The sequence below is a fragment of the Streptomyces sp. NPDC093591 genome (genome assembly GCF_044764885.1).
Lineage (GTDB): Bacteria > Actinomycetota > Actinomycetes > Streptomycetales > Streptomycetaceae > Streptomyces.
This window is the reverse complement of the sequence record NZ_JBIWIY010000008.1, coordinates 227,197-251,616: the sequence shown is the minus strand read 5'-3', so window position 1 is coordinate 251,616 and position 24,420 is coordinate 227,197. Positions and strand designations below refer to the sequence as shown.

17 protein-coding genes and 1 pseudogene are annotated in these 24,420 nt (G+C 72.4%); 12 read left to right on the top strand and 6 right to left on the bottom strand.

The genetic code is table 11. The features are described 5' to 3' along the window. Window positions 1-99: 99 nt before the first annotated feature. From ACIREI_RS19050 to ACIREI_RS19020, 7 genes are all read left to right on the top strand, one after another. Window positions 100-1,254 carry an ROK family glucokinase gene (locus ACIREI_RS19050; protein WP_403334075.1) on the top strand — a complete coding sequence of 385 codons (1,155 nt, stop codon included), beginning with the start codon at window positions 100-102 and terminating at the stop codon, window positions 1,252-1,254. Further along, window positions 1,251-1,832, top strand: coding sequence for a sugar kinase (locus ACIREI_RS19045; RefSeq protein WP_403334073.1), 582 nt, complete (start codon window positions 1,251-1,253; stop codon window positions 1,830-1,832). Before ACIREI_RS19050 ends, ACIREI_RS19045 begins: the two co-directional genes overlap by 4 nt. Before the next feature lie 110 nt (window positions 1,833-1,942). Continuing rightward, entirely contained in the window at window positions 1,943-4,762 is a 2,820-nt protein-coding gene (locus ACIREI_RS19040; RefSeq protein ID WP_403334071.1) for an SNF2-related protein, read from the top strand. Continuing rightward, a complete protein-coding gene (locus tag ACIREI_RS19035) occupies window positions 4,759-6,960 on the top strand; it encodes an SWIM zinc finger family protein (protein ID WP_403334069.1) in 2,202 nt (733 codons plus the stop codon). Before ACIREI_RS19040 ends, ACIREI_RS19035 begins: the two co-directional genes overlap by 4 nt. Before the next feature lie 266 nt (window positions 6,961-7,226). Further along, on the top strand, window positions 7,227-8,525 hold the full coding sequence (gene pcaC, locus ACIREI_RS19030; RefSeq protein WP_403334067.1) for a 4-carboxymuconolactone decarboxylase: 1,299 nt from the start codon (window positions 7,227-7,229) through the stop codon (window positions 8,523-8,525). A gap of 63 nt (window positions 8,526-8,588) precedes the next feature. Continuing rightward, window positions 8,589-9,224 (top strand): MBL fold metallo-hydrolase, encoded by a 636-nt coding sequence (locus tag ACIREI_RS19025; RefSeq protein WP_403334065.1) that lies wholly within the window; start codon window positions 8,589-8,591, stop codon window positions 9,222-9,224. 56 nt (window positions 9,225-9,280) lie between these two features. After that, a complete protein-coding gene (locus tag ACIREI_RS19020; protein ID WP_403334063.1) occupies window positions 9,281-10,060 on the top strand; it encodes an exodeoxyribonuclease III in 780 nt (259 codons plus the stop codon). Between the two features lie 110 nt (window positions 10,061-10,170). On the opposite strand, the gene ACIREI_RS19015 is transcribed toward ACIREI_RS19020, so the two are convergent. After that, a complete protein-coding gene (locus ACIREI_RS19015) occupies window positions 10,171-11,940 on the bottom strand; it encodes an SGNH/GDSL hydrolase family protein (RefSeq protein WP_403334061.1) in 1,770 nt (589 codons plus the stop codon). A gap of 216 nt (window positions 11,941-12,156) precedes the next feature. Here ACIREI_RS19015 and ACIREI_RS19010 point away from each other — a divergent pair, with 216 nt between their 5' ends. After that, on the top strand, window positions 12,157-12,564 hold the full coding sequence (locus ACIREI_RS19010; RefSeq protein ID WP_301995635.1) for a DUF6278 family protein: 408 nt from the start codon (window positions 12,157-12,159) through the stop codon (window positions 12,562-12,564). A gap of 137 nt (window positions 12,565-12,701) precedes the next feature. Further along, the gene (locus ACIREI_RS19005) at window positions 12,702-13,445 is read left to right on the top strand and encodes an amino acid ABC transporter ATP-binding protein (protein ID WP_403334058.1); all 744 of its coding nucleotides are present in this window, start codon (window positions 12,702-12,704) and stop codon (window positions 13,443-13,445) included. Window positions 13,446-13,671: 226 nt separating this feature from the next. Here the strand turns inward: ACIREI_RS19005 and ACIREI_RS19000 are convergent, their stop codons facing one another. After that, window positions 13,672-15,240: a CocE/NonD family hydrolase gene (locus ACIREI_RS19000; protein WP_403334056.1), complete on the bottom strand. Its 1,569-nt coding sequence runs from the start codon at window positions 15,238-15,240 to the stop codon at window positions 13,672-13,674. Between the two features lie 116 nt (window positions 15,241-15,356). Next, complete coding sequence (locus ACIREI_RS18995) at window positions 15,357-16,121, bottom strand: hypothetical protein (RefSeq protein WP_403334055.1); 765 nt, start codon at window positions 16,119-16,121, stop codon at window positions 15,357-15,359. A gap of 119 nt (window positions 16,122-16,240) precedes the next feature. Between ACIREI_RS18995 and ggt the strand changes: the two genes are divergently transcribed. Continuing rightward, on the top strand, window positions 16,241-18,040 hold the full coding sequence (ggt, locus tag ACIREI_RS18990; RefSeq protein ID WP_403334053.1) for a gamma-glutamyltransferase: 1,800 nt from the start codon (window positions 16,241-16,243) through the stop codon (window positions 18,038-18,040). Window positions 18,041-18,196: 156 nt separating this feature from the next. Here the strand turns inward: ggt and ACIREI_RS18985 are convergent, their stop codons facing one another. The 3 genes and pseudogenes from ACIREI_RS18985 to map form a co-directional block, all read right to left on the bottom strand. Continuing rightward, window positions 18,197-20,752 (bottom strand): ATP-dependent Clp protease ATP-binding subunit, encoded by a 2,556-nt coding sequence (locus ACIREI_RS18985; protein ID WP_403334051.1) that lies wholly within the window; start codon window positions 20,750-20,752, stop codon window positions 18,197-18,199. Between the two features lie 222 nt (window positions 20,753-20,974). Next, window positions 20,975-21,178: pseudogene (locus ACIREI_RS18980) on the bottom strand (hypothetical protein); the annotation flags it as partial. A gap of 82 nt (window positions 21,179-21,260) precedes the next feature. Beyond that, entirely contained in the window at window positions 21,261-22,037 is a 777-nt protein-coding gene (gene map, locus ACIREI_RS18975; RefSeq protein WP_403334049.1) for a type I methionyl aminopeptidase, read from the bottom strand. A 64-nt stretch (window positions 22,038-22,101) separates the two neighbouring features. Between map and ACIREI_RS18970 the strand changes: the two genes are divergently transcribed. Both ACIREI_RS18970 and ACIREI_RS18965 read left to right on the top strand, forming a co-directional pair. Beyond that, window positions 22,102-22,362 carry a helix-turn-helix domain-containing protein gene (locus tag ACIREI_RS18970; protein WP_403334047.1) on the top strand — a complete coding sequence of 87 codons (261 nt, stop codon included), beginning with the start codon at window positions 22,102-22,104 and terminating at the stop codon, window positions 22,360-22,362. Between the two features lie 132 nt (window positions 22,363-22,494). Continuing rightward, window positions 22,495-24,324, top strand: coding sequence for a hypothetical protein (locus ACIREI_RS18965; RefSeq protein WP_403334046.1), 1,830 nt, complete (start codon window positions 22,495-22,497; stop codon window positions 24,322-24,324). The last annotated feature ends 96 nt before the right edge of the window (window positions 24,325-24,420 follow it).

Here is a 24,420-nt window from a genome sequence, read left to right as displayed (position 1 = left end):
CGGCCGGCGACATACGACCTGTAGACGGCGTACGTCGTGAACCACCCCATTGTTCCCCCGTACGGCATCCATACCGGCGGTGAGGCACAATCGGGCCTGATGAGCACCTACCGCGACTTCACCGCCGCCCCCATCGGCTCCCGCCGCGCGCCGGCGCTGCGCACGGTCGGCCCCCGGGAACGCCGCTCACACTTGTCGGCGCCCCGGGTGCCGACCGTGGGCATCGACATCGGCGGCACCAAGGTGATGGCGGGCGTCGTGGACGCCGACGGCAACATCCTGGAGAAGCTCCGCACGGAGACCCCGGACAAGTCCAAGAGCCCGAAGGTCGTCGAGGACACGATCGTCGAGCTGGTCCTGGACCTGTCCGACCGTCACGATGTGCACGCCGTCGGCATCGGCGCGGCCGGCTGGGTCGACGCCGACCGCAATCGAGTCCTGTTCGCGCCCCACCTGTCCTGGCGCAACGAGCCGCTGCGCGACCGCATCGCGGGCCGCCTCGCCGTGCCCGTCCTGGTCGACAACGACGCCAACACGGCCGCCTGGGCCGAGTGGCGCTTCGGCGCCGGGCGTGGCGAGGACCACCTCGTCATGATCACGCTGGGTACCGGCATCGGCGGCGCGATCCTGGAGGACGGGCAGGTCAAGCGCGGCAAGTACGGCGTCGCCGGCGAGTTCGGCCATATGCAGGTGGTGCCCGGCGGCCACCGCTGCCCGTGCGGCAACCGCGGCTGCTGGGAGCAGTACAGCTCCGGCAACGCGCTGGTCAGGGAGGCGCGCGAACTGGCCGCCGCCGACTCGCCGGTGGCGTACGGGATCATCGAGCACGTCAAGGGCAACATCGGCGACATCACCGGCCCGATGATCACCGAGCTGGCCCGCGAGGGCGACGCCATGTGCATCGAGTTGCTCCAGGACATCGGGCAGTGGCTCGGCGTCGGCATCGCCAACCTCGCGGCCGCCCTCGACCCGTCCTGCTTCGTGATCGGCGGCGGCGTGTCGGCCGCCGACGACCTGCTGATCGGCCCCGCGCGGGACGCCTTCAAACGCCACCTCACCGGCCGCGGCTACCGCCCCGAGGCCCGCGTCACCCGGGCCCAGCTCGGCCCCGAGGCCGGCATGGTCGGCGCCGCCGACCTGGCCCGCCTGGTCGCCCGCCGCTTCCGCCGCGCCAACCGGCGCCGGGTCGAGCGCTACGAGCGCTATGCCCGCTTCACCGAGGCCCGCCGGTCGTCGTCCCAGGATTCGGCGTGACCGTGACCGTACCCCGCCAACCGGACTCTCCCGACGAGCCGCAGCAGCCGGCCGAGGACCGCCGCCACATGATCCGCCGCAGGGCGCTCACCCTGCTCATCATCGTGCTGCTCATCGGCGTACCCGCCGGCTATCTCGTGATCTCCGCCAACCAGAGCCGCGACAGCGGCAAGGACAAGGAGGCGAAGTACTCGGCGACCGGCCTCACCGCGGGCTGGCCGTCGAGGGTGCAGCGCCGGCTGTACCAGATCCCGGTCCCGGACCCGTCGTACCAGGTCGCGTACTACGAGACGAACAACTGGAAGACCAGCCGCCTCTACGTCCAGTTCCAGACGGCCGACAAGAACATGGACTGGTTCCTGAAGACCATCGGCGTCAGCCGGAGCGACCTGAGGCCGGACGCCATCACCATCAGCGCCCGCGACCAGAAGATCACCGGCTGGGACTTCAAGCGCCCCGGACCGTGGTACGGCTTCGTCCACAAGCAGAAGAACCCGGCGCCCACCCAGGATGTCGTCGTGAACATGTCCGACCCGGACAATCCGTTCGTGTACGTCGTCTCCCGCACGGTCCCTTGATCCCCCCGTGAGGTCTCCGGCCCGCGCCGGGTGCCGGGGCCGATTGTCAGACCCCGCCCGTAGAGTCGAAGGCGGTTGATCCGACTCATGGGCGGGAGGTGACAGGACGTATGAGCGACATGGCCGCGGTGGCCGAGCGTGCGGGGGAGGCCGTCCCCGTCCGACTCGCGGCTGTCTTCCTGCCGGCGCCCCTCCCGCGCGAGGGGCGGATGGCCTTCTGGGACCCGGAGGGCGGCCCGCTGCCCGCCGAGGACACGGAGCTCACCGTCGTACGGCGTCATGGGGCCGGAATCCGCCGCCGGACCACCCCCGCGCTGTCCCTGCCGCTCGCCGACGCGCTGCCGCTGCTCGTGCGCGCCCGGCGCGACCCGGCCGCCCACCCCGCCACCGCCTGCTGGGGCGCGGCCGCGCTGCACGCGCTCCGGCTCACCGCCCGCGGCCGGCTGCTGCCCGGCCTGACCCCCACCGGCCACGACGCCTGGCGGGCCGGCCCCCTCGACCCGGACGACATCGCGCACCTGCGAGCGGTCGCCGCGGCCCTGCCGTACGAGGGCCATGCGGTGCCCCTCACCGGCCCGGGCCCGCTGCGGCTGCCCGAGCCGGAGGCGCTGATGCGCACCTTCCTGGACGCCGTCGCGGACACCCTGCCCCGCACCCCCGCGGCACCGCACGCCTCGGGAAAGCCCTTCGCCTCGCGCGCCGCACAGCGCCTGCCCGACGCCCACGACTGGGCCGCCGAGGTCGCCGCCGGCATGGACGCGGGCGTGCGGATCTCGCTCCGACTCGACCTGTCGGCGTACGACCTCTTCGACGGCGGGGGCGACGGCGTACGCAGCGCGGGCGCGGCGATCGTCCAGGTGCACAGCCTCGCCGACCCCACCCTGGTGGCCGACGCGGCCGCCCTGTGGTCGGGCGAGGCGGACGCGGCGTTCGGCCCACGCGCGCGGGTGGACGCGGCGCTTGCGGTGCGGCGCGCGGCCCGGGTGTGGGCCCCGCTGGACCGGCTGTCCGAGCAGGACGTGCCCGATGTGCTGGCCCTGTCCGACGAGGAGTTGGGCGATCTGCTGGGCGTGGCCGCGACCCGGCTCGCGGCGGCCGGGGTGGCGGTGCACTGGCCCCGGGACCTGGCGCAGGACCTGAGCGCCGCCGCGGTCGTTCGGCCGGCGCCGGGCTCGGCGACCGACGGCACCGGCTTCTTCGAGAGTGAGGAACTGCTCCAGTTCCGCTGGCAGTTGGCGATCGGCGGCGACCCGCTCGCCGAGGGCGAGATGGACGCGCTCGCCGAGGCGCACCGCCCGGTCGTCCGGCTGCGGGACCGTTGGGTACTGGTCGACCCGGCCCTCGTCCGCAAGGCCCGCAAACGCGAACTGGGCCTGCTCGACCCGGTCGACGCGCTGTCCGTCGCCCTCACCGGCAGCGCGGAGGTCGACGGCGAGACGGTCGAGGCGGTACCGGCCGGCGCCCTGGCCGCCCTGCGCGACCGCCTGACGGCGGGGATCCACCCGGCCGAACCACCGCCGGGACTGCGGGCGACCTTGCGCGACTACCAACTCCGGGGCCTGGCCTGGCTGGACCTCATGACCTCCCTGGGCCTCGGCGGCTGCCTGGCCGACGACATGGGGCTCGGCAAGACGATCACGGTCATCGCCCTGCACCTGAAGCGCGCCCGGACGGCCCCGACCCTCGTGGTCTGCCCGGCCTCACTGCTCGGCAACTGGCAGCGGGAGATCACCCGTTTCGCGCCCGGCGTCCCCGTCCGCCGCTTCCACGGGCCGGACCGCACCCTGGAGGACATGGACGGCGGCTTCGTGCTCACGACATACGGCACGATGCGGTCGACGGCACCGACGCTGGCCCAGCACCCCTGGGGCATGGTCGTCGCCGACGAGGCACAGCACGTCAAGAACCCGTACTCGGCGACGGCGAAGGCCCTGCGCACGATCCCGACGCCCGCACGCGTGGCGCTGACCGGCACACCGGTCGAGAACAACCTCTCCGAGCTCTGGGCCCTGCTCGACTGGACGACACCGGGCCTGCTCGGCCCCCTGAAGTCCTTCCGTGCCCGGCACGCGCGCGCCGTGGAGAACGGCGAGGACGACAAGGCGGTGGCCCGGCTGGCCCGACTGGTCCGCCCCTTCCTGCTGCGCCGCAAGAAGTCCGACCCGGGCATCGTGCCGGAGCTGCCGCCCAAGACGGAGACGGACCACCCGGTCCCGCTCACCCGGGAACAGGCCGCGCTCTACGAGGCGGTGGTGCGCGAGTCGATGTACGCGATCGAGACGGCGGAGGGCATGGCGCGCCGGGGCATGGTGCTCAAGCTCCTGACGTCCCTGAAGCAGATCTGCGACCACCCGGCGCTGTACCTGAAGGAGACCGAAGCGGCGACTGAGCGGCCGGCCACCCGCTCCGGCAAGCTCACGCTGCTGGACGAACTGCTGGACACCTTGCTGGCCGAGGACGGCTCGGCGTTGGTCTTCACGCAGTACGTGGGGATGGCCCGGCTGATCGCCTCCCACCTCGCCGCGCGGGCGGTCCCGGTGGACCTGCTCCACGGCGGCACGCCGGTCCCGGAACGCGAACGCATGGTGGACCGCTTCCAGAGCGGCGAGACCCCGGTCCTGGTCCTGTCCCTGAAGGCGGCGGGCACCGGCCTGAACCTCACCCGCGCGGGCCACGTCGTCCACTTCGACCGCTGGTGGAACCCGGCCGTCGAGGAACAGGCAACCGACCGCGCCTACCGCATCGGCCAGACCCAGCCCGTCCAGGTCCACCGCCTCATCACCGAGGGCACGGTCGAGGACCGCATCGCGGAGATGCTCGAGTCCAAGCGGGCCCTGGCCGACGCGATCCTCGGCTCCGGCGAATCGGCCCTGACGGAACTGACGGACCGTGAGCTGTCCGACCTCGTGTCACTGCGGAGGACGTCATGACGGGGCCGGTGGAGCGGGGGAGCGCGGCTGGTGCGGCGTCGCGTGACGGTACTCCGAGTGCTGCTGGTGGGGCGGGCCCTGAAGCCGCTCCGAGTGGCGCCGAGCGGGACACTGACCCGGCACCGGTTCAGGAGCAGCCGAGCCGACCGTCCGAGGCCCGCCCGGCCGACGCGGCACGTCGGGCGCTGCGGGCCGCGCGGGAGCGACGCGAGGGGGCGGTGGGTGATTCCTCCGAAGGCCGGGACCGGGCTGAGCACCCCAGGGCTCGGCCGGGTGACGCGGCCCGGGCGGCACTGCGCCGTGCGGGCACCGGGACCGGCGCGTCCGGCGCGTCCGGCGCGGAAGCGGACCGATCCGGCACCGAAGGAGGGCCCGTCCCGCAGGCCCCCGCTCCCGCCCCCGCATCGGATCGGCGGGGGGCGCGTCCCGCCGATGCCGCCCGTGAGGCGTTGCGGGCAGCCCTCGGCGAGAGGCGGCAGGCCCAGGCGGACGAAGAAGAGAGCGGGAACAAGGAGCGCACGCGTCGGCCGCGACGTCCGGCTCCTGCCGACCCCCGGGCGCGAAGGGGTTCCGCCGGCGAGGCTGCCGCTCTCCGTGCGCGTGAGGTAAGGGAGTTCCTCGCCGACGCCTTCCGGATGCCACCCCTGGATGAGCCGCATGCGGACGAGTCACGTGCGGACGAGCCGCATGCCGACGAGTCACGTGCGGACGAGTCACGTGCGGACGAGCCACATGCGGACGAATCGGCGACGCCCGATCCGGACACTCGGCACCGAAGCAACCCGGCGCCCCGCACCCCCGACTCGTCCACCACTCCGGCCCCGCAGCCCTCCGCCTCCCCGGCACCCACCGACTCCGACTCAGGACAGGAGGGGCCACCCACGGCACCCTCGGCGCACTCCGTTCCCGCCACACCCCAGGTCCCCCGTTCCATGGCAGCCCCGGGCCGGGACGGTGAACTCCGCCGTACCTTCCCGGCGTTCGCGCCCCGACCGTCGGACGAGGCCCGCTTCGCCGAGACCTGGTGGGGCGATGCGTGGGTGGCCGCCCTGGAAGAGGGCGCCCTCGATCCCAAGCGGCTTGCTCGCGGACGCGGCTACGCGCAGGAGGGGCACGTCGATGCCATCACCGTGACGCCGGGGCTGGTCCTGGCGTATGTGCGGGGCAGCCGTCCGCGGCCGTACCGCGTGCAGGTGCGGTTGCGGACGCTCGGTGACGGCGACTGGGCGCGGTTCCTGGACGCCGCGGCCGACCGGCCGGGACACATCGCGGCGTTGCTAGACAAGGAGATGCCCCACTCCCTCGCCGAGTGCGGGGTGCCCCTCCTGCCGGGCCCCGGCGAGCTCGACCCCCACTGCAGCTGCCCCGACCGCGGGCACCCCTGCAAACACGCCGCCGCCCTCTGCTACCAGACCGCACGCCTGCTGGACGCCGACCCCTTCGTACTGCTCCTGCTGCGCGGCCGAGGTGAGCGCGAGCTGCTCGACGCCCTTTCCCGTCTGAGCGCCGCCCGCGCGGCCCGTGCCGCACAGGAGCGGGAGCCGGCGCCCCTCCCGGGCGTACGCGCCACCGATGCCCTGGCCGCGGACCGCCAACTGCCTCCGCTCCCAGCCCCGTTGCCGACGCCGCCGCACCCGGAGCAGCCTCCCGTCTACCCGGCGGCACCGGGCGGCCCGGATCCCTTCGCACTGGACCAGCTGGCGACCGACGCGGCCGCCCGCGCGCACGCCCTGCTCAGCACCGGCCGCGACCCGGTCGGCGAACTGACCCTGTGGCAGGACGCGGTAAGACTCGCCGCCGCCCGCCCCGGTTCCGGCCTCACCGCCGGCACCCGCGCCCTGTACGCCTCGCTCGCCTCCGCGGCCGAGCGCACCCCGGCAGAGCTGGCGCGTGCGGTCGCCGCCTGGCGTCAGGGCGGCCTCGAAGGCCTCGCCGTCCTCGAAGAGCCCTGGGACCCGCCGGCCGGCCGCTTCGACCGTGCCCGCCCTCTCCTCCTCGCCGCCGACCTGCCCGCCTTCCGCCCTTGGCGCAATCACCTCACGCATCCCCGCGGCCATGTCCAGCTCCGCCTCGGCCGCGACGGCCTGTGGTACCCGTACGAATCGGAACCGGGCCACGACGACTGGTGGCCGCGCGGGACACCGGACCTCGACCCCGTCGGTGCCCTGACGGGCCTGGGCGCTTCGCCGGAGGGCTGACAGGGTCGACTGCCGCGGCCGACCGGCGACGGACCGGGCGGCCAGAGCTGGAGCGGATCTCTCGGGCCGCGTGCCGCTGTCGGTGACCGCCGCCCGCGGTGGGAGCTGCGGCGCACGCGGCACCGGTTCGGGGCCACCGTCCCCGCCGAGCCGTACCGGCGTGACGTGAAGGCCGTGTGAGAGTTCCTCGCTGATGTGCGGGAGCCAGGTGTGAGGACGTGGGGGCCAGGGGTCCGGCGTTCAGGAAAGGCGGTTAGCGTGGAGCGGTGAGTGAGACGAAGACCCCTGCCCTCCAGTACCGCTTCGACGGCCCGGAAGACGCCCCGGTCCTCATCCTCGGCCCCTCGCTCGGTACGACGTGGCACATGTGGGACCGGCAGGTCCCCGAGCTGACCCAGCAGTGGCGCGTCTTCCGGTTCGACCTGCCGGGACACGGCGGCGCGCCCGCGTACCCGGCGGGCTCCGTCGCCGACCTCACCGACCGGCTGCTCGCCACCCTCGACGGCCTCGGTGTACAGCGCTTCGGCTACGCGGGCTGCGCGCTCGGCGGAGCTCTCGGCATCGAACTCGCGCTGCGCCACCCCGAGCGCCTCGCCTCGCTCGCCCTGATCGCCGCCTCGCCCCGCTTCGGCACGGCGGACGAGTTCCGGCAGCGGGGTGTGATCGTGCGCACGAACGGCCTCGACCCCATCGCCCGCACCTCGCCGGACCGCTGGTTCACCTCCGGCTTCGCCGCCGCCCAGCCCGCGATCACCGAGTGGGCCGTGCAGATGGTGCGCACCACCGACCCCGGCTGCTACATCGCCGCCTGCGAGGCGCTCGCCTCCTTCGACGTGCGGCCCCAGCTCGGCGGCGTCACCGTGCCCACTCTCGTCCTCGTCGGCTCGGACGACCAGGTCACCGGCCCCGCCGAGGCCCGCACCCTGGTCGCCGGCATACCGGACGCCCGTCTCGCCGTGGTCCCCGGTGCCTCCCACCTGGTGCCGGTCGAGCAGCCCGCGGCCGTCACCGACCTGCTGGTCCGGCACTTCTCCACCGCCTGGCAGCCCGCCTACGACTCCTCCACCGGCCAGATCGCCATCCCGGCCGCCCCCGTCAAGCCGGTCCTGGCCGCCGCTCCGCCGCAGCCCGCGCCCATCGCCGAGATAGCCCCGGTGGCCGTACCGCCGCAGACGACGGGACGGCCCGATCCGTACGACGCGGGTATCAAGGTCCGCCGCGAGGTCCTCGGCGACGCGCACGTCGACCGGGCGCTGGCGCAGGCGGACGAGTTCTCGGGGGACTTCCAGGAGTTCATCACCCGGTACGCGTGGGGCGAGATCTGGGACAGACCCGGTCTCGACCGGCGTTCGCGCAGCTGTGTCACCCTCACCGCCCTGGTCGCGGGCGGTCACCTGGACGAACTCGCCTTCCACACCCGTGCCGCCCTGCGCAACGGACTGACTCCCGACGAGATCAAGGAAGTGCTGCTGCAGGCGGCCGTCTACTGCGGCGTACCGGCGGCGAACAGCGCGTTCAAGGTGGCGCAGCAGGTGATAAGGGAGGAGACCACTCCCACGGAGTGACCCCGCCCGCGCAGTGACCACTCTCAGGGAGATCGCGCGTCGGCACGGGGGCAGGATGGTGCCATGAAGCTCACGAAGAAGTCGCACGCCTGCGTCCGCCTCGAGAAGGACGGGCGCACCCTCGTTCTCGACCCCGGAGGATTCAGCGAGGAGGACGCCGCTCTCGGCGCGGATGCGATCCTCGTCACGCACGAGCACCCCGACCACTTCGACGAGGCGCATCTGCGGGCGGCCATGGAGGCCAACCCCGCCGCCGAGATCTGGACGCTCGCGTCGGTGGCGGAGCAGATCTCGGCGGCGTTCCCGGGCCGCGTGCACACCGTCGGCCACGGCGACACCTTCACCGCGGCCGGCTTCGACGTCCAGGTCCACGGCGAACTGCACGCCGTCATCCACCCCGACATCCCGCGCATCACGAACGTCGGCTACCTCATCGACGGCGGCAAGGTGTTCCACCCCGGCGACGCCCTCACCGTGCCGGACCACCCCGTCGAGACGCTGATGCTCCCCGTCATGGCGCCCTGGAGCAAGATCTCTGAGGTCATCGACTACGTCCGCGAGGTCAAGCCGCAGCGCGCCTACGACATCCACGACGCCCTGCTCACCGACCTGGCCCGCCCGATCTACGACCGCCAGATCGGCGGCCTGGGCGGCGCGGAGCACCTGCGTCTGACGCCGGGGGATTCGGCGCAGGTGTGAGGGGGCCCACCCCGGGCGGGGCCGGGTTGTCAGTCCCGCCCGGTAGGTTGTCAGGCATGCGCATCGCGACCTGGAACGTGAACTCGATCACCGCCCGCCTGCCGAGGCTCCTGGCCTGGCTGGAGAGCAGCGGCACCGACGTGCTGTGCCTGCAGGAGGCCAAGGTCGCCGAGGAGCAGTTCCCGTTCGACCCGCTGCGCGACCTCGGCTACGAGGCGGCGGTCCACGCCACCGGCCGGTGGAACGGCGTGGCGGTGCTCTCCCGCGTAGGCCTCAAGGAGGTCGTCAAGGGCCTCCCGGGCGACCCCGGCTTCGACGGCGCCGTGGAGCCCCGCGCCATCTCCGCGACCTGCGGCCCGGTCCGCGTCTGGTCGGTGTACGTGCCGAACGGCCGTGAGGTGGACCACCCCCACTACGCCTACAAGCTCCAGTGGTTCGAGGCCCTCAAGGCCGCCGTCGCCGGCGACGCGGGCGGCAGCCGCCCGTTCGCGGTACTGGGCGACTACAACGTGGCGCCGACGGACGACGACGTCTACGACGTGGCCGCCTTCGAGGGCCTCACCCACGTCACCCCCGCCGAGCGCGCCGCCCTCGCCTCCCTGCGCGAGTCCGGCCTGTCCGACGTCGTCCCCCGCCCCCTCAAGTACGACCAGCCGTACACGTACTGGGACTACCGCCAGCTCTGCTTCCCCAAGAACCGCGGCATGCGCATCGACCTGGTGTACGGCAACGAGCCGTTCGCCAAGGCGGTCACCGACTCCTACGTGGACCGCGAGGAGCGCAAGGGCAAGGGCGCGTCGGACCACGCGCCGGTCGTGGTCGACCTGGACGTGTAACCGAGGCCGGCCCGGAGCAGCCTGTCCGGCGTTTGAGGGCGAGGCCGTTCAGGCCGGATAGGGGGGTCCGGGGGCAGAGCCACCGGACTGCCCTGCGACGCCGGACGACGTCACCGGACCAGCCCCCGCAGATCCACCGACTCGGCCAGCGCGGCGAGCCCCGCGTCCCCCGGGTGCAGATGGTCCCCGCTGTCGTACGCGGGCAGCATCCGGGACGGCCGCGCCGGGTCCCGTACCACGGCGTCGAAGTCGAGCACGCCGTCGAAAGCGGGCCCGGAGCGGCGGATCCATTCGTTCACCTTGACCCGCTCCGCGTCGGCCGCCGCCGTGCAGCGCACTTCCCCCTCGCACGGCAGGATCGTCGCCGCCAGCATCCGCAGCCCCCGCGCGTGCCCCCGGTCGGCGATCGCGCGCAGCCCGGCGATCACCTGTTCCGCGGTCGTGCCCCACCGCACGTCGTTGACGCCCTCGAACACCACCACGGTGCGCGCCGACGTCTGGGCCAGGACATCCCGGTCGAACCGATACAAGGCGCTCACCCCGGCCGTGTCCGTGGACACCCCGTCACCGGGATAGCGGTCACTGACCACACGGTTGCCGGAAATCCCCTGGTTCAACACCCCATAGCGCGGGACCACATGCTGCTTCAGCAGCCGTGTGGCCAGCACATTGGGCCACCGCCGATTGGCGTCCATCGTGGACTTGTCGCCGTCGGTGATCGAGTCCCCCAGCAGCACCACGGACCCCGGCCCACCGCCCACGTCGACACCCGTCAGCAGCGGCCAACTGGTCAGGACCGTGCCGTACGACGCCGCGGAGCCGTCCCCCGTATGGTCGCCCGGCCCGCTCACATACGACCGCTGCTGCGCGAGCCGGTGCACGGGCGCGGCCGGCACGCTCCCGGGCAGATGGAAGCTCACCAGCAAATTGGTGTCCGCCGGCACCTCGAAGCCGAGCGGATCACTGTACGCCTGCGCCCCCGCCGGGATCTCGACGCCCGCCCTGCCCCGGAAGGACACCGGAACCGGCGTCCTCCGTGCCGCCGCGCCCGCCTGCTGCACCGCCACCGTGGCGCTCCCGATCCGCACCGGCGCCGCGGCGAAGGTGTTGTCGAACCGCAGCCGCACCCGCGGGCCGCCCACCGAGGTGTGCACCACCAGCCGCAGCGTCCGGTCGGTCCACGGCCCCACGGTCGGATAGCCACCGGTCGCGGTGGCCCAACTCCCCGTCCAGCCGGGGGTCGCGGCCCGGACCGCCAGCGCGAACACATGCAGTCCGGGCGCGAACGGCAGCCGTACTGAGGCGACCTCGCGCCCCGTGACCAGCGGCACGGTCATGACGTACAGCCGTGCCCGCTCGGCGAGTTGGCCGCCGGGCGTGTTGATGTGCGGCAGGGCGACCGCCTTGGTGGCGAGCGGGCCGGTGCGCCAGTCGGAGGCGGTCAGGCTGTAACCGGTCCGGGTGCCGTCGGCGTACGTCACCGTCCCCGTGCCACCGACGTCGCGCCCTTCCGTGCCCGCCACCAGAAAGGCGAGCGCGTCACCGTGGCCGCGCACCCGCACCTGCTGTCCGTTGGCCCGCACGTTGTCAGGATCGCCGGGCCGCCGGTTCGGCCAGGTCAGCCGGGCGCCCTGCACGGTGAGCGTGCGACCGGGTGTCCAGCCCGCGGCCGAGAGGTCCTGCGCCGACAGGGAGCCGCCCAGCCCGTCGAAATTCGCCTCGGCGGGCCGGTCGTTGTAGCTGACGGCCGTGTTGTCGAAGAGCCGCTCCAGCGGGAGCGGCCCGGCTCTGCGCTCGGTGGCCGCCTGCGCGGAGACACCCGGCACCACGGCGGCGAAGAGAGCGAGGACGACCGTGGAACTCCACACACGTCGGCGCAACTCCGACTCCTCCCGTTCGCGACCGCTCAGGACCGCGTATGACTGCACATGACAAGTTCAGTGAGACGCTCAGACGAGACGCAGGACGCACCGTGAAGTTAGAGAGGCGCCCGTGACCCGTCAACGAGCCATGCCCGAACTCGGCGTGAACTCGACCGGAATCGGTGGCCCGCGCGCCTGTGGTGCGTTCGGCAGTACGAATGACACGCTGGGGGTATGAAGATCCCTTTTCTGGGCGACCGGCCCGAGAAGCGCGGGGCCCCCGACCCCGAGGGCATCGCCGAACTCCTTTCCGAGTGTGAACTCCTGCGCTCCCACGCGTCCCGGGCCGGGGTCCAACTCGACGACAGCGCGGCCTCGTTGGAGGCGGTCGACCAGTTGGTGCCGCGCTGGCGGGACGACGAGGAGGTGCTGCCCTGGCTCGGCAACGACGCCGGCCTGTATCTCGGTACCGTCATCGTGCGCACCGTGCCGGGGGCTGCGTGGAAGATCCGGCCGGACGGTCAGCCGGTCGTCCGCCTCGCCTCCGGCCGCGAGTTCGATGTCGTGGCCTCGGGGCAGGAGTGGGCCGCGAGCGGGGTGCCCGAGCTGTCGCAGCTGTACGCGGAAGTGGCCGAGGCGTGACGCTCTGACCTCCGGGATGGCATAAATTTGAGATAAATACGGCTTTTGTCCGAAAGGTGCGTGTCGTTGGCCAAGTCTGCTTTTGCGTGGATAGTTTGCGACTACCGCTACACAGCTGACATGAACTGGGGCTGGGCATGGCTGTCGATCCGCTGATCGAGCTGCGTGACGTCAACAAGCACTTCGGGGACCTGCATGTGCTGCAGGACATCAACCTCACCGTCGGCAAGGGCGAGGTGGTCGTCGTCATCGGCCCGTCGGGTTCGGGGAAGTCGACACTGTGCCGGGCCATCAACCGGCTGGAGACCATCGAGTCCGGCACGATCCTGCTGGACGGGCAGCCGCTGCCCGAGGAGGGCAAGGCCCTCGCGCGGTTGCGCGCCGAAGTCGGCATGGTCTTCCAGTCCTTCAACCTCTTCGCCCACAAGACGGTCCTGCAGAACGTCTCGCTGGGCCAGGTCAAGGTCCGCGGGCGCAAGAAGGAGGACGCCGAGAAGCGCTCCCGTGAACTCCTCGACCGCGTCGGTGTGGCCGACCAGGCCGACAAGTATCCGGCGCAGCTCTCCGGCGGCCAGCAGCAGCGCGTCGCCATCGCCCGGGCCCTCGCCATGGGGCCCAAGGTGATGCTGTTCGACGAGCCCACCTCCGCGCTCGACCCGGAGATGATCAACGAGGTCCTCGAGGTCATGCGCCAACTCGCCCGCGACGGCATGACGATGATGGTCGTCACCCATGAGATGGGCTTCGCCCGCTCGGCCGCCAACCGTGTCGTGTTCATGGCCGACGGCCGCATCGTCGAGGACCGCAGCCCCGACGAGTTCTTCACCAACCCCAGCAGCGAACGCGCCCGGGACTTCCTCTCGAAGATCCTCCATCACTGAGCGGGGACATACCACCCATGCCGAGACGAACGGCGTATTTCCACGCCCGAATCCTCGCCGTGTCCGACCTCGACTACGATGTTCCGTCCGTCCCCAAGGTCGTGGCGGTGGCCCCGGCCGCGACCAGGGACGCTGCTGCCGGGTGGGGATCCCCCCACAGCCCCTGGACCAGGGGTAGCAGGGGGCAGCAGTCACAGAGCCATACCCGCCCGGCGCCGGCCGGAGATCACTGCTCGCGCAGGGGGATCGACACGTACGACGGGTCGTTCGCCGGTGAGGAGAAGGTCAGTCGCGCGCCGGACGGGTTGTGCTCGATGTAGAGCGGGTCGACCGTGTCGACGACCAGGGCGAGTCGGTGCCCTGCCGGGACGTCGTAGGCCGTGGAGTACAGCTCCAGGTCGACGGTGAACGGCTTTCCGGGCGTACGCCCGTGGAAGGTGTACGGCGCGTTGCTGACCAGCTTGCCGAGGCCGAGCGGGCCCACGTCGTACAGGTAGGCGACGAGGGTGCCGCTCTCCTTGGTCGGTGTGACGGTGGTGTGCAACTTCGCGGTGCCGCGCACACGTTGGGCCGTGGCGTACTTCTCGGACTGCCAGACGCCCGCCCAGAGCCGGGGGATCAGCGGGATCGAGGCCACCGGGGGCAGCTGGGCCACCTGGTCGAGGATGTTGGACAGGAAGACGACCCCGCCGTCCGCGCCCGAGTTGACGTTCGTGTGGATCGTGGTCGTGCCGGCGAGGGCGATCTTCTTGTTCGTCGCGCCGACCGACTTCCAGTCCGGATAGCCCTCGTAGCCGCCCGTGGAGCGGGACTTGAGCCGGACGGGCAGCTCGCGGTCGATGCCGTTGTCCTCGCCCTTGAGGTAGCGGTCGAACCAGCGCTCGGTGTCCGTCCACACGTCGTTGGGCAGGCCGAACAGCCCGGTCATCTCGGCAGTGGCGTGGTCGCCGGGGCGGAACTCCAGCCGCTTGGGGCCGGTCAGCTTCTCGTAGAAGTCCGCGTACTGGTTGGGCGGGAAGATCGTGTCGCCCCAGGCGTTGGCCATCATGACCGCGGCGCCGTTGTCGTTCAGTTGGTCCACGTATGTAGCGGCCGAACGTTTCTTCCCCCAATTGATCATGTCCTGTTCCTTGGACAGGTTGGAGGCGTAGAAGTCGTTGAAGATCTGCCGGAGTTCGGCGCTCTGGCGGCCGGTGACCAGGCTCGCGCCGTCCAGCAGTCCGGCGGCCTGGACGTGCTGGGTGCGGCCGGAGTAGATCGAGCCGATGAGGTCGGCCCAGCCGCTGAGGGCGGCGACCGCCCTGACCCGTTTGTCGTGCGCGGCGGTCAGCAGGCTGATTCCGGCGCCGTACGAGACGCCCGCCATGCCGATGTGGCCCGCGTCGGCCGGGGTGTTGGCGAGCGCCCAGTCGATCACTTTGGACGCGTCGGCTATGTCGGGCGGGCCCGCCACTTCTATCTCGCCGCCCGACTGCCAGAAGCCGCGCACGTTGTAACTGACCACGACGTAGCCTGAGTCCGCGAGCTTCTGTGCCTGTGCGAAGTACTCGACCTGAGGCAGGCCCCAGCTCGTGGGCAGCACGAGCAGCGGGTAGCGGCGGCTGCCGTCGGCGCCGGCCGGCGTGACGACGTTCGCCTTGAGGGTGGTGCCGCCGTCGCCGGTGATGTCGACGAAGCGGACGCTGTTCGTGGCGGCTTGCGCGCTCGGGGCGAGCCCGAGGGCGCTACCGGCGATCAGGGTCGCGGAGACGGCGCCCACAGCGGTCGTACGCAGGGCCTCGCGATGGTGTCCCACGGGTCACTCCTCACTCGTGTCAGTGCAAAGTGACCGAACGGTAACCGGGGCCCCTTACCGCAAGTAACCCGTCGGTAAGTTACGTGGCAGTAACGATTGTTGTCACGTGAATGAATTCAGGAGGCGCGGTGCGAGTTCCGTGCGGGAGCGGTCTCCGTGGCCGGCAGGGGGGCCTGTGCGGCCCGGGTCACGTCCGCGACCAGTTCGACGACGTCCGGGCCGTATGCCTGCGAGTTGACGACCTTCAGCAGCAGGACGAAGGGCTTGGTGCCGTGCTTGCGGGTGAGCCGCTCGTGGTTGCGGGCGAGGTAGCGGGTGGCGGCCTGGTTGGTGATCGCGGTCTGGCCGCAGAAGAGGAAGACGGGGCGGGTGCCGTGGCTCTGGTCGACGGTGAGCCGGGCGAGCAGCGCATACTCCTCCTTGCCGGCCTCCACCCGGTATCGCTCGGAACCGACCCGCAGGGCGCCCCGGTCCGGACCGGGTTCGGCGTCGACGTTCACCCGTACCCCTGGCAGTAGTGAGGCCAGGTGCGCCATCATGCGGCGGTTCGACGCCGGACCGCCGACGCAGAACTCGGTGCGCTCGCCGAAGCCCTGGCGTGCCGCGTCGTGCGGGACGATCTGGGCGTGGGCGTTGCAGTCCTTGATGAGAGCAGCGAGTTCGAGGAGCGCGAACACGTCGTAGCGCATCACCGTCAGCTCGGGTCCGCCGGCGCCGCGGTTGACCACGAGCAAGGACTCGGCGTTGTCGGGCAGCCCGAAGAATGCCTGCTTGCGGCGGAGCTTGCGCTTCCACAGGTAGGTACGGGCGAGCCAGCCCAGCCCGGCGCTGATGCCCGCCGCGACCACGCCCAGCACGATGTTGCGCACGTCGTCATTCATGGGCGCGCATGGTAGCGGGCGAACGCAAACCCGTGTTCGAGCAAGCTCCGGCGCGGGCGGGCTGACGGGGGCATGTCGATCGCATAGGCTGCCCGAACGGTCCCTGACTGGAGGTGCGGATGCGTCGCCCTGTCGCGCGGAAACTGTCGGTCCTGGCGGTCTCGGCCGCCGTGGTGTCGGTGGGGGCCGCAGCGCCACCCCCCGCTCAGAGCACGGCAGTCCAGAAGGTCCCCGTCGCCGTCGGCTACGGCGGCGCGGTGTCGAGCGTCGACGCGGACGCCTCCGCGGCCGGCATCGAGGTCCTGAGGAAGGGCGGCAACGCCGTCGACGCGGCCGTGGCCACGGCCGCCGCGCTCGGCGTGACCGAGCCCTACTCCGCCGGCATCGGCGGAGGCGGCTACTTCGTCTACTACGACGCCAAGTCCCGCACGGTGCAGACCATCGACGGCCGTGAGACCGCGCCGCTGACCGCCGACTCCGACCTGTTCATGGAGAACGGCGCGGCGATCCCGTTCGCCGAGGCCGTCAGCAGCGGACTGAGCGTCGGTACTCCGGGCACGCCCGCCACCTGGCAGAAGGCGCTGGACAAGTGGGGGAGCAGGGGGCTCGGCACCCTGCTGAAGCCCGCCGAGCGGCTCGCCCGGGACGGCTTCACCGTCGACGACACCTTCCGCGCGCAGACCGCCGCCAACGAGACCCGGTTCCGCTACTTCCCGGACACGGCGAGGCTGTTCCTGCCGGGCGGGCAGCTTCCGGTCGTCGGCTCCTCCTTCAAGAACCCCGATCTCGCCCGCACCTACGCCGAGTTGGCGAGGAACGGCGTCGGCGCGCTCTACCGGGGCGACCTCGCCGAGGACATCGTCGACACGGTCAACCACCCGCCCGTGGATCCGGGTTCCGGCTGGAAGGCCCGCCCCGGCGACCTGTCCGCCAAGGATCTGGCCGCCTACCGCGTCAAGTCCCAGGCGCCCACGAGGACTTCGTACCGCGGACTCGGCGTCTACTCCATGGCTCCCTCCTCCTCCGGCGGCACCACGGTCGGCGAAGCCCTCAACATCCTGGAGAACACCGACCTGTCGAAGGCGAGCGAGGTCCAGTACCTGCACCGCTACATCGAGGCCAGCCGTATCGCCTTCGCCGACCGCGGGCGCTGGGTCGGCGACCCGGCCTTCGAGGACGTACCGACGAAGGAGCTGCTGTCGCAGCGGTACGCCGACTCGCGGGCGTGCCTGATCAAGGACGACGCGGTGCTGACGAGCCCGGTCGCGCCGGGTGACCCGCGCGATCCGGCGTCCTGCGACGCGAGTGGCACGGCGGCGCCGACCACGTACGAGGGCGACAGCACCACCCACCTCACGGTGGCCGACAAGTGGGGCAACGTCGTCTCGTACACGCTGACCATCGAGCAGACCGGCGGCAGCGGCATCACGGTGCCGGGCCGTGGCTTCATCCTCAACAACGAGCTGACGGACTTCTCCTTCACCCCGGCCAGCCCTGACGTCCATGACCCGAATCTGCCGGGCCCGGGCAAGCGACCGCGCTCCTCGATGTCCCCGACGATCGTCCTCGACCAGCACAACAAGCCGGTCGTGGCGCTCGGTTCGCCCGGTGGCGCGACCATCATCACGACCGTGCTGCAGACACTGACCGGGTTCCTCGACCGCGGGCTGCCGCTCGTCGACGCGATCGCCGCGCCGCGCGCCAGCCAGCGCAACCAGACCACCACCGAGGTCGAACCGGGCCTGTGGAACAGCCCGTTGAAGGCCCAGCTGGAAGCGATCGGGCACGGCTTCCGGCAGAACGCCGAGATCGGCGCGGCTACCGGTGTGCAGCGCTTGCCGAACGGGCAGTGGCTGGCCGCGGCCGAGAAGGTGCGGCGGGGCGGCGGCTCGGCGATGGTGGTGCGGCCGGCGCCGTAGCGCCTCACCACGTGGGGCGTCCCCATGTGGGCCCTCACCACGTGGGGCGTCCTCATGTGGGCCCTCACCATGTGAGCCCGCGCCACGTGGGCCGTCCTCACATGGGCCCTCCCGACATGGGGCGTCCCCACATAGGGCCGCACCACATATGGCGCGTCACAACTCGGGGGCGGGCGGCAGCTCTTCCGTACGGAAGGCGAGCCGTCCGTCCTCCACATCCACCGTCACCCGGCCGCCCTCGCCGATCCGGCCGTCCAGGAGCAGCCGGGAGAGCTGGTTGTCGACCTCCTTCTGGATGGTGCGACGCAGCGGGCGGGCACCGTACTCGGGCTGGTAGCCGCGCTCGGAGAGCCAGTCGATGGCCGTGCCGGTGAACTCGACCGAGACGCCCTGCGCCCGGAGCAGCCGACGGGTCTGGTCCAGCAGCAGGTTGGTGATCCGCTCCAACTGGTCGTGGGTCAGCCGGCGGAAGACGACGACCTCGTCGATGCGGTTGAGGAACTCGGGCCGGAAGTGCTCGCGCAGCGGCCGCAGGATCCGCTCGCGCCGCGCCTCCTCGTCGGCCTCCTCGTCACCCGCGCCGAACCCGATCCCGGTGCCGCCCCGGCTGATCGCCTCGGAGCCCAGGTTGCTGGTCATCACGATGACCGTGTTGGTGAAGTCGACGGTCCGGCCCTGGGAGTCGGTCAGCCGGCCGTCGTCCAGGACCTGGAGCAGGATGTTGAAGACGTCCGGGTGGGCCTTCTCGACCTCGTCGAGGAGGAGCAGTGAGTACGGGTGCCGGCGGACGACCTCGGTGAGCTGGCCCGCCTCCTCGTGCCCGACGTAGCCGGGCGGGGCGCCGATCAGGCGGCTGACGGTGTGCCGTTCCTGGTACTCGCTCATGTCCAGGCGGACCATGCGCTCCTCGCTGCCGAACAGCGCCTCGGCGAGCGCCCGGGCCAGTTCGGTCTTGCCGACGCCGGTGGGGCCGAGGAAGAGGAAGCTGCCGATCGGCCGGTCGGGGCTCGCGAGTCCGGCCCGCGAGCGCAGCACCGCGTCGGAGACGACGCGCACCGCCTCGTCCTGGCCGATGACCCGCTCGTGCAGGTGCTCCTCCAGGCCGAGCAGCCGGTCCTTCTCCTCCTCGGTGAGGCTGCTCACCGGGATGCCGGTCTGCCGCGACACGACCTCCGCGATCGCCTCGGTGGTGACCTCCAGGTGCTGGCCCTCGTCGACCTCCTCGTCGACGGACGCGTCCGCCATACGCTGCTTCAACTCGACTATACGGTCGCGCAGTTGCGTCGCCTGTTCGTAACTCTCGTCGGCGACCGCCTGGTCCTTGTCCCGGGTCAGCTGCTCGACCTCGCGCTCCATGGCCCGTACGTCTGTGCCCTTGGTCCGCGCGCGCAGCCGTACCCGGGCGCCGGCCTGGTCGATCAGGTCGATCGCCTTGTCCGGCAGGCGGCGGTCGGTGAGATAGCGGTCCGACAGTTCGACGGCGGCGACGAGCGCCTCGTCGGTGTAGCGGACCTGGTGGTGGGCCTCGTAGCGGTCGCGCAGGCCGCGCAGGATCTCGATGGCGTCGGCGGCGGTCGGCTCGGGGACGAGGATCGGCTGGAAGCGTCGGGAGAGCGCCGCGTCCTTCTCGATCCTGCGGTACTCCTCCAGCGTGGTCGCGCCGACGATGTGCAGTTCCCCGCGCGCGAGGGCCGGCTTGAGGATGTTCCCGGCGTCCATGGACCCGCCCTCGCCGCCGCCTCCGGCGCCCACGACCGTGTGCAACTCGTCGATGAAGACGATCAGTTGGTCGGAGTGCGAGCGGATCTCGCCCACGATGTTGTTGAGCCGCTCCTCGAAGTCGCCCCGGTAGCGGGTGCCCGCGACCACGCCCGTCAGGTCGAGGGCGATCACCCGTCGGCCGCTGAGCACGTCGGGCACGTCGGCTTCGGCGATCCGCTGGGCCAGGCCCTCCACGATCGCGGTCTTGCCGACGCCCGCGTCGCCGATGAGCACCGGGTTGTTCTTGCCGCGTCGGGAGAGCACCTCGATGGTCTGCTCGATCTCCTCGTCCCGGCCGATCACCGGGTCGATACGGCCCCGGCGGGCGAGGTCGGTGAGATCGCGGCCGTATTTGTCGAGGGTGGGCGTGCCGGTGTCGACGCGTGGCCGCTGGTCGATGCGGGGCCGGGAATCGGGGGCGTCGGAGGTCTCGGACGGCCCGCCGGAGGGGGCGAACCGGGCCGCGTTGAGGATGTGCCCCGCCGCGGAGTCGGGGTTCGCGGCGAGGGCGCTGAGCACGTGCTCCGGGCCGATGTAACCGGCGCCCCGCGCCCGGGCCAGGTCGTGCGCGTCCAGCAAGGCGCGTTTGGCGGCCGGCGTGAGGGAGAGCGACGTAGGCGGTGGGGCCTCGCCCGGCGGATGCTGGGCCGGGCCCGACCGCTCGTCGATCTCCGTCGCCAGCGAGTCCGGGTCCGCGCCGGCCCGGCTGAGCAGACTCCGGGTCGGCTCGGCGGACAGCGCGGCGCGCAGCAGGTGCTGGGTGTCCAGATCGCGGCTGCCGTGCTCGGCGGCGTACTGGGCGGCGCCCCGCACCAGTTCCCGGGCCGGCTGACTGAGCAGGCGGCCGATGTCGATCTGCCGGGGGCCGGGGCGCGGTCCCCCGAAGAAGCGGGCGAGGAATTCCCCGAAGGGGTCGTAGTCTTCCGGACCACCATTGAAGCCGCTGGTCATGGCGTTCCCATCCGGCGTCCCTGCGCGGGCAGGGTCGCCCTCGCTGATCGACGTGCCGGGGCCGGGTAACCCGGGTGGGGCACGCTCATGCCACGATGGCACGTTCTGGCTCAGGGGGCATGTGCAGGAACACCCGGGCGTCAGCCGCTTCCACCGCTTGCGGCGGTCCGGTGCCGAGGCTGGTCCGCTCCCGCGCGGCGGGGTCCGCTCCGTGCGTTCTCCTCAGCCGTCCGTCCGAGGGCCGCTGTGGTCCGCGGGCGGCCCTCCGGGGCGCAGCATCTGGCTCGTGGCGAGATCGCGGTAGAGGGGGCTGCCGGTCAGCAGGTCCTCGTGGCGTGCGCAGGCGGCGGTCCGGCCCTGGCGGAGCACGACGATGTGGTCGGCGTGCTGCACCGTGGACAGGCGGTGCGCGATGACCGGCAGGGCGTGAGGGGAGCCGCCGGGGCGCGCGGCACCGCTGTCGGCATGCACCACGCGCGCAGGGTGCGGAGCGCGGCGGGCGGCGTGCTCAGAGGGCTTCCCGGGCGGTGAGAATGCGCGGTCCCGCCTCCGTGATCGCCACGGTGTGCTCCACGTGCGCCGCCCGGGAGCCGTCGTTCGTGCGCAGGGTCCAGCCGTCCGCGGCGGCGTGGTAGCCGTCCTCGCCGCTCGCGATGAGCATCGGCTCGATGGCGAGGACCAGACCGTGCCGCAGTGGCATCCCCCGGCCTGGACGGCCCTCGTTCGGCACCGACGGATCCTCGTGCATCTTGCGGCCGATGCCATGCCCTCCGAAACCGTCCGGGATGCCGTACCCGGCGGCCCGGCACACCGAGCCGATCGCGTGCGCGATGTCGCCGAGGCGATTGCCGACCACGGCCGCCTCGATGCCGGCCGCCAGCGCCCGTTCCGCCGTCTCGACCAGTCGTACGTCGGCGGGTCGCGCCCTGCCGACCGTGAAGCTGATCGCCGAGTCTCCCGCCCAGCCACCCAGTTCGGCGCCGCAGTCGATGGAGACGAGGTCGCCGTCGCGCAGGCGGTAACCGGTCGGGATGCCGTGCACGATCGCGTCGTTCACCGAGGCGCAGATGACGGCGGGGAAGGGGACGGGGGCGAAGGAGGGCCGGTAGCCGAGGAAGGGGGAGGCCGCGCCCGCCGCGTCCAGCACCTCACGCGCCACCTCGTCCAGCTCCAGCAGGGAAACCCCCACGTCGGCCGCCTTGCGTACGGCGGTGAGGGCCTGGCCGACGGCCTGCCCGGCCGCATACATCTCATCGATCGACGTGTCCGTCTTCAGTTCCACCATGCCAATTACTATACCGGTATTTGAATAGGGTCCGGTCCTCTGGGGCGGTATTAGAATGGGCGCCATGGTGCGCACCCCTCTCACCCCCGAAGAGCGTGAACGCGGCGAACGGCTCGGCCGGCTGCTCCGCGAGGCACGTGGCGGCCGCAGCATGGTCGAGGTCGCGGCGAGCGCGGGCATCTCGGCCGAGACGCTGCGCAAGATCGAGACCGGCCGGGCGCCGACCCCCGCCTTCTTCACGGTGGCCGCACTGGCGCACGCCCTCGGTCTGTCGATGGACGAACTCGCCGGACGTTGCGCACCGGTTGTCGAGGTCGCCGCCTGACGGGTGCGCACGTCACGTTCCGGCAGGTCCGGCGTACTCTGCGTCCATACGGAAAACTTCCCGTAGCGCGTTCGTAACATGGCTGGTGTTGCCTAACGGACCGGAGTACTCCGGTCTGGCGGGAGTTGGGCGATGTCAGTGGATCAACTCCCGGCCCGGGTGCGGGAGTTCGTGAACTACCTGGACGGCCTTCTGGCGCGCCTGGATCAGGGCGGCGGCTGGTGCGCGGTGTTCTGGCAGCGCGACCCCGAGGGCATGCAGGCCTGCCTCGACGGACGCGAAGTGCCGCCCTGGGACGTGGTGGAGGCACTCCTGCACGACCTCGCCGGCCAGTACGGCCCCGGCGGCGCCGGCCCCGAAGCGGAGCGCGCCCGCGCCCTGCACGCCGCCGCCCTCGCCGCGTACGACTCCCGGCCCGGTGGCCGCGACGCCCTCGGCGACCGGCTCGACGTCATGCTCCGCGAGCAGCGGTACGCCGCCGAACGGCAGGCGGAACTGGGGCGATCGCTCGCCGCCGCCACCAGCCAGGAGGAGGCCGACTCCATCCGCCTCGACCTCGCCTGGGCCCGCGACGACCACGAACGCGCCACTGCCCGGTGCGCCGAACTGCGCGCCAGGATGGCGGACCTGGACCGCCGGGCGGCGAGCGAACGGAGTCAGGCGATACGGCGGGACCGGACGGGGGAGGGGTCCGTGTTCCGCGTCGACGACGGCGTCGGGGGCGAGGGGGCCGACGCGGGCCGTGGACCGTCGAGGGCGACCGGCACTCAGGGCAGCGGATTCCCCGGTCTGCCGCATCAGCGTGACGCGCAGTCGGCGGCCCGGGCGGCGACCTGGTCCGAAGGGCGGGGGACAGCGCCTGCCGGCACGGCCGCGGAACGACACGACGGGCGCGGAGCCACCACCCCGGCCGACGAAGCGGTTGAGTGGCGCGCGGCCCGGCGGCGCCCCGGCCCAGGGGCGGCGGAAGGCGGCGGGCCCGGCCAGGGGTGGCCCGCGGCCCCCTACGCCCCGGCAGGCATCACCGGGCCGTCCGACTGGCCCGACGCACAGGACACGGGCGTCGACACGGACCACCCCACCGCGCGTCCCACGGCCCGAACCGCCCCATTCGGCGCCGCCGCGGCGTCCGACTGGCCAGAAGTGCAGCACTCCGCCGACTCGACGTCCGAGGACCACCCGCAGGCCCCCTCGATCGCCCCCGACCCCGCCCCCAAACAGCGCAAGCGCCGCCGAGGCGGCGCCCGCTTCGCCGGGATGGCCGAGGAGGAGGCCGCCCCCGTCGCCGTACCGCCGACCGCCGAACCCGTCCTCCCCGCGCAGCCCGCCACCACCGGCCGCAGTCCACGCGGGGCCCGGTTCGCCGGGGCCGCCGCCGAGACGCCCGTACGCACGTCACCGCAACCGCAGCCGCAGACCGAGCCGATGGACCCGGTGGACCGGCGGGAGGTCGTCGGGACCGTGGAGACCCTGGTGCGGCTGCGGCGTGAGGGGCGCACCGGTGAGGCGCATGTGCTGCTCGTGGAGGCCGCGTACTGGCCCGCCGGACGCTTCCCCCTGCTCGCCGCCGAGATGCAGCGCGCCGGACTCGGCGCCGACTGGGCGACCCTGCTCTGGGAGGCCGCCTCGCTGCCCGCCGAGCGGCTCGTGGCCGCGGCCGACGCGCTGACCGGGGCGGGACGTGCCGACGACGGCGAGCAGATCCTGCGGCAGGGCGTGGCGCGGCCCGCGCACGAGATCGGGCAGGCTGTGGTGGGGCTGGCCGGCGAGGGGCGGCACCGCGAGGTCCGCGCGCTGCTCGACGCCTACGTCCGCGTCCGCACCCCGGAGGAGGCCGCCCGCAGCGCCGAGCCCGCCCCGAAGACGCTCGTTCCGCTGCTCGTGGAGGCCGCCCGGGGTGTGTCGGACGAGCGCCACTGGGATCTCGTCCATGCCCTGCGGGTGGCGGGGTTCACCGCCTGACACTCCACCGCGCACCCGTCCCACGGGCCACCTCCGTCCCCCACTGGAGTGTGAAACGTGATCGACTCAGCGGGTTAACGACGATGGTCTTGGCAA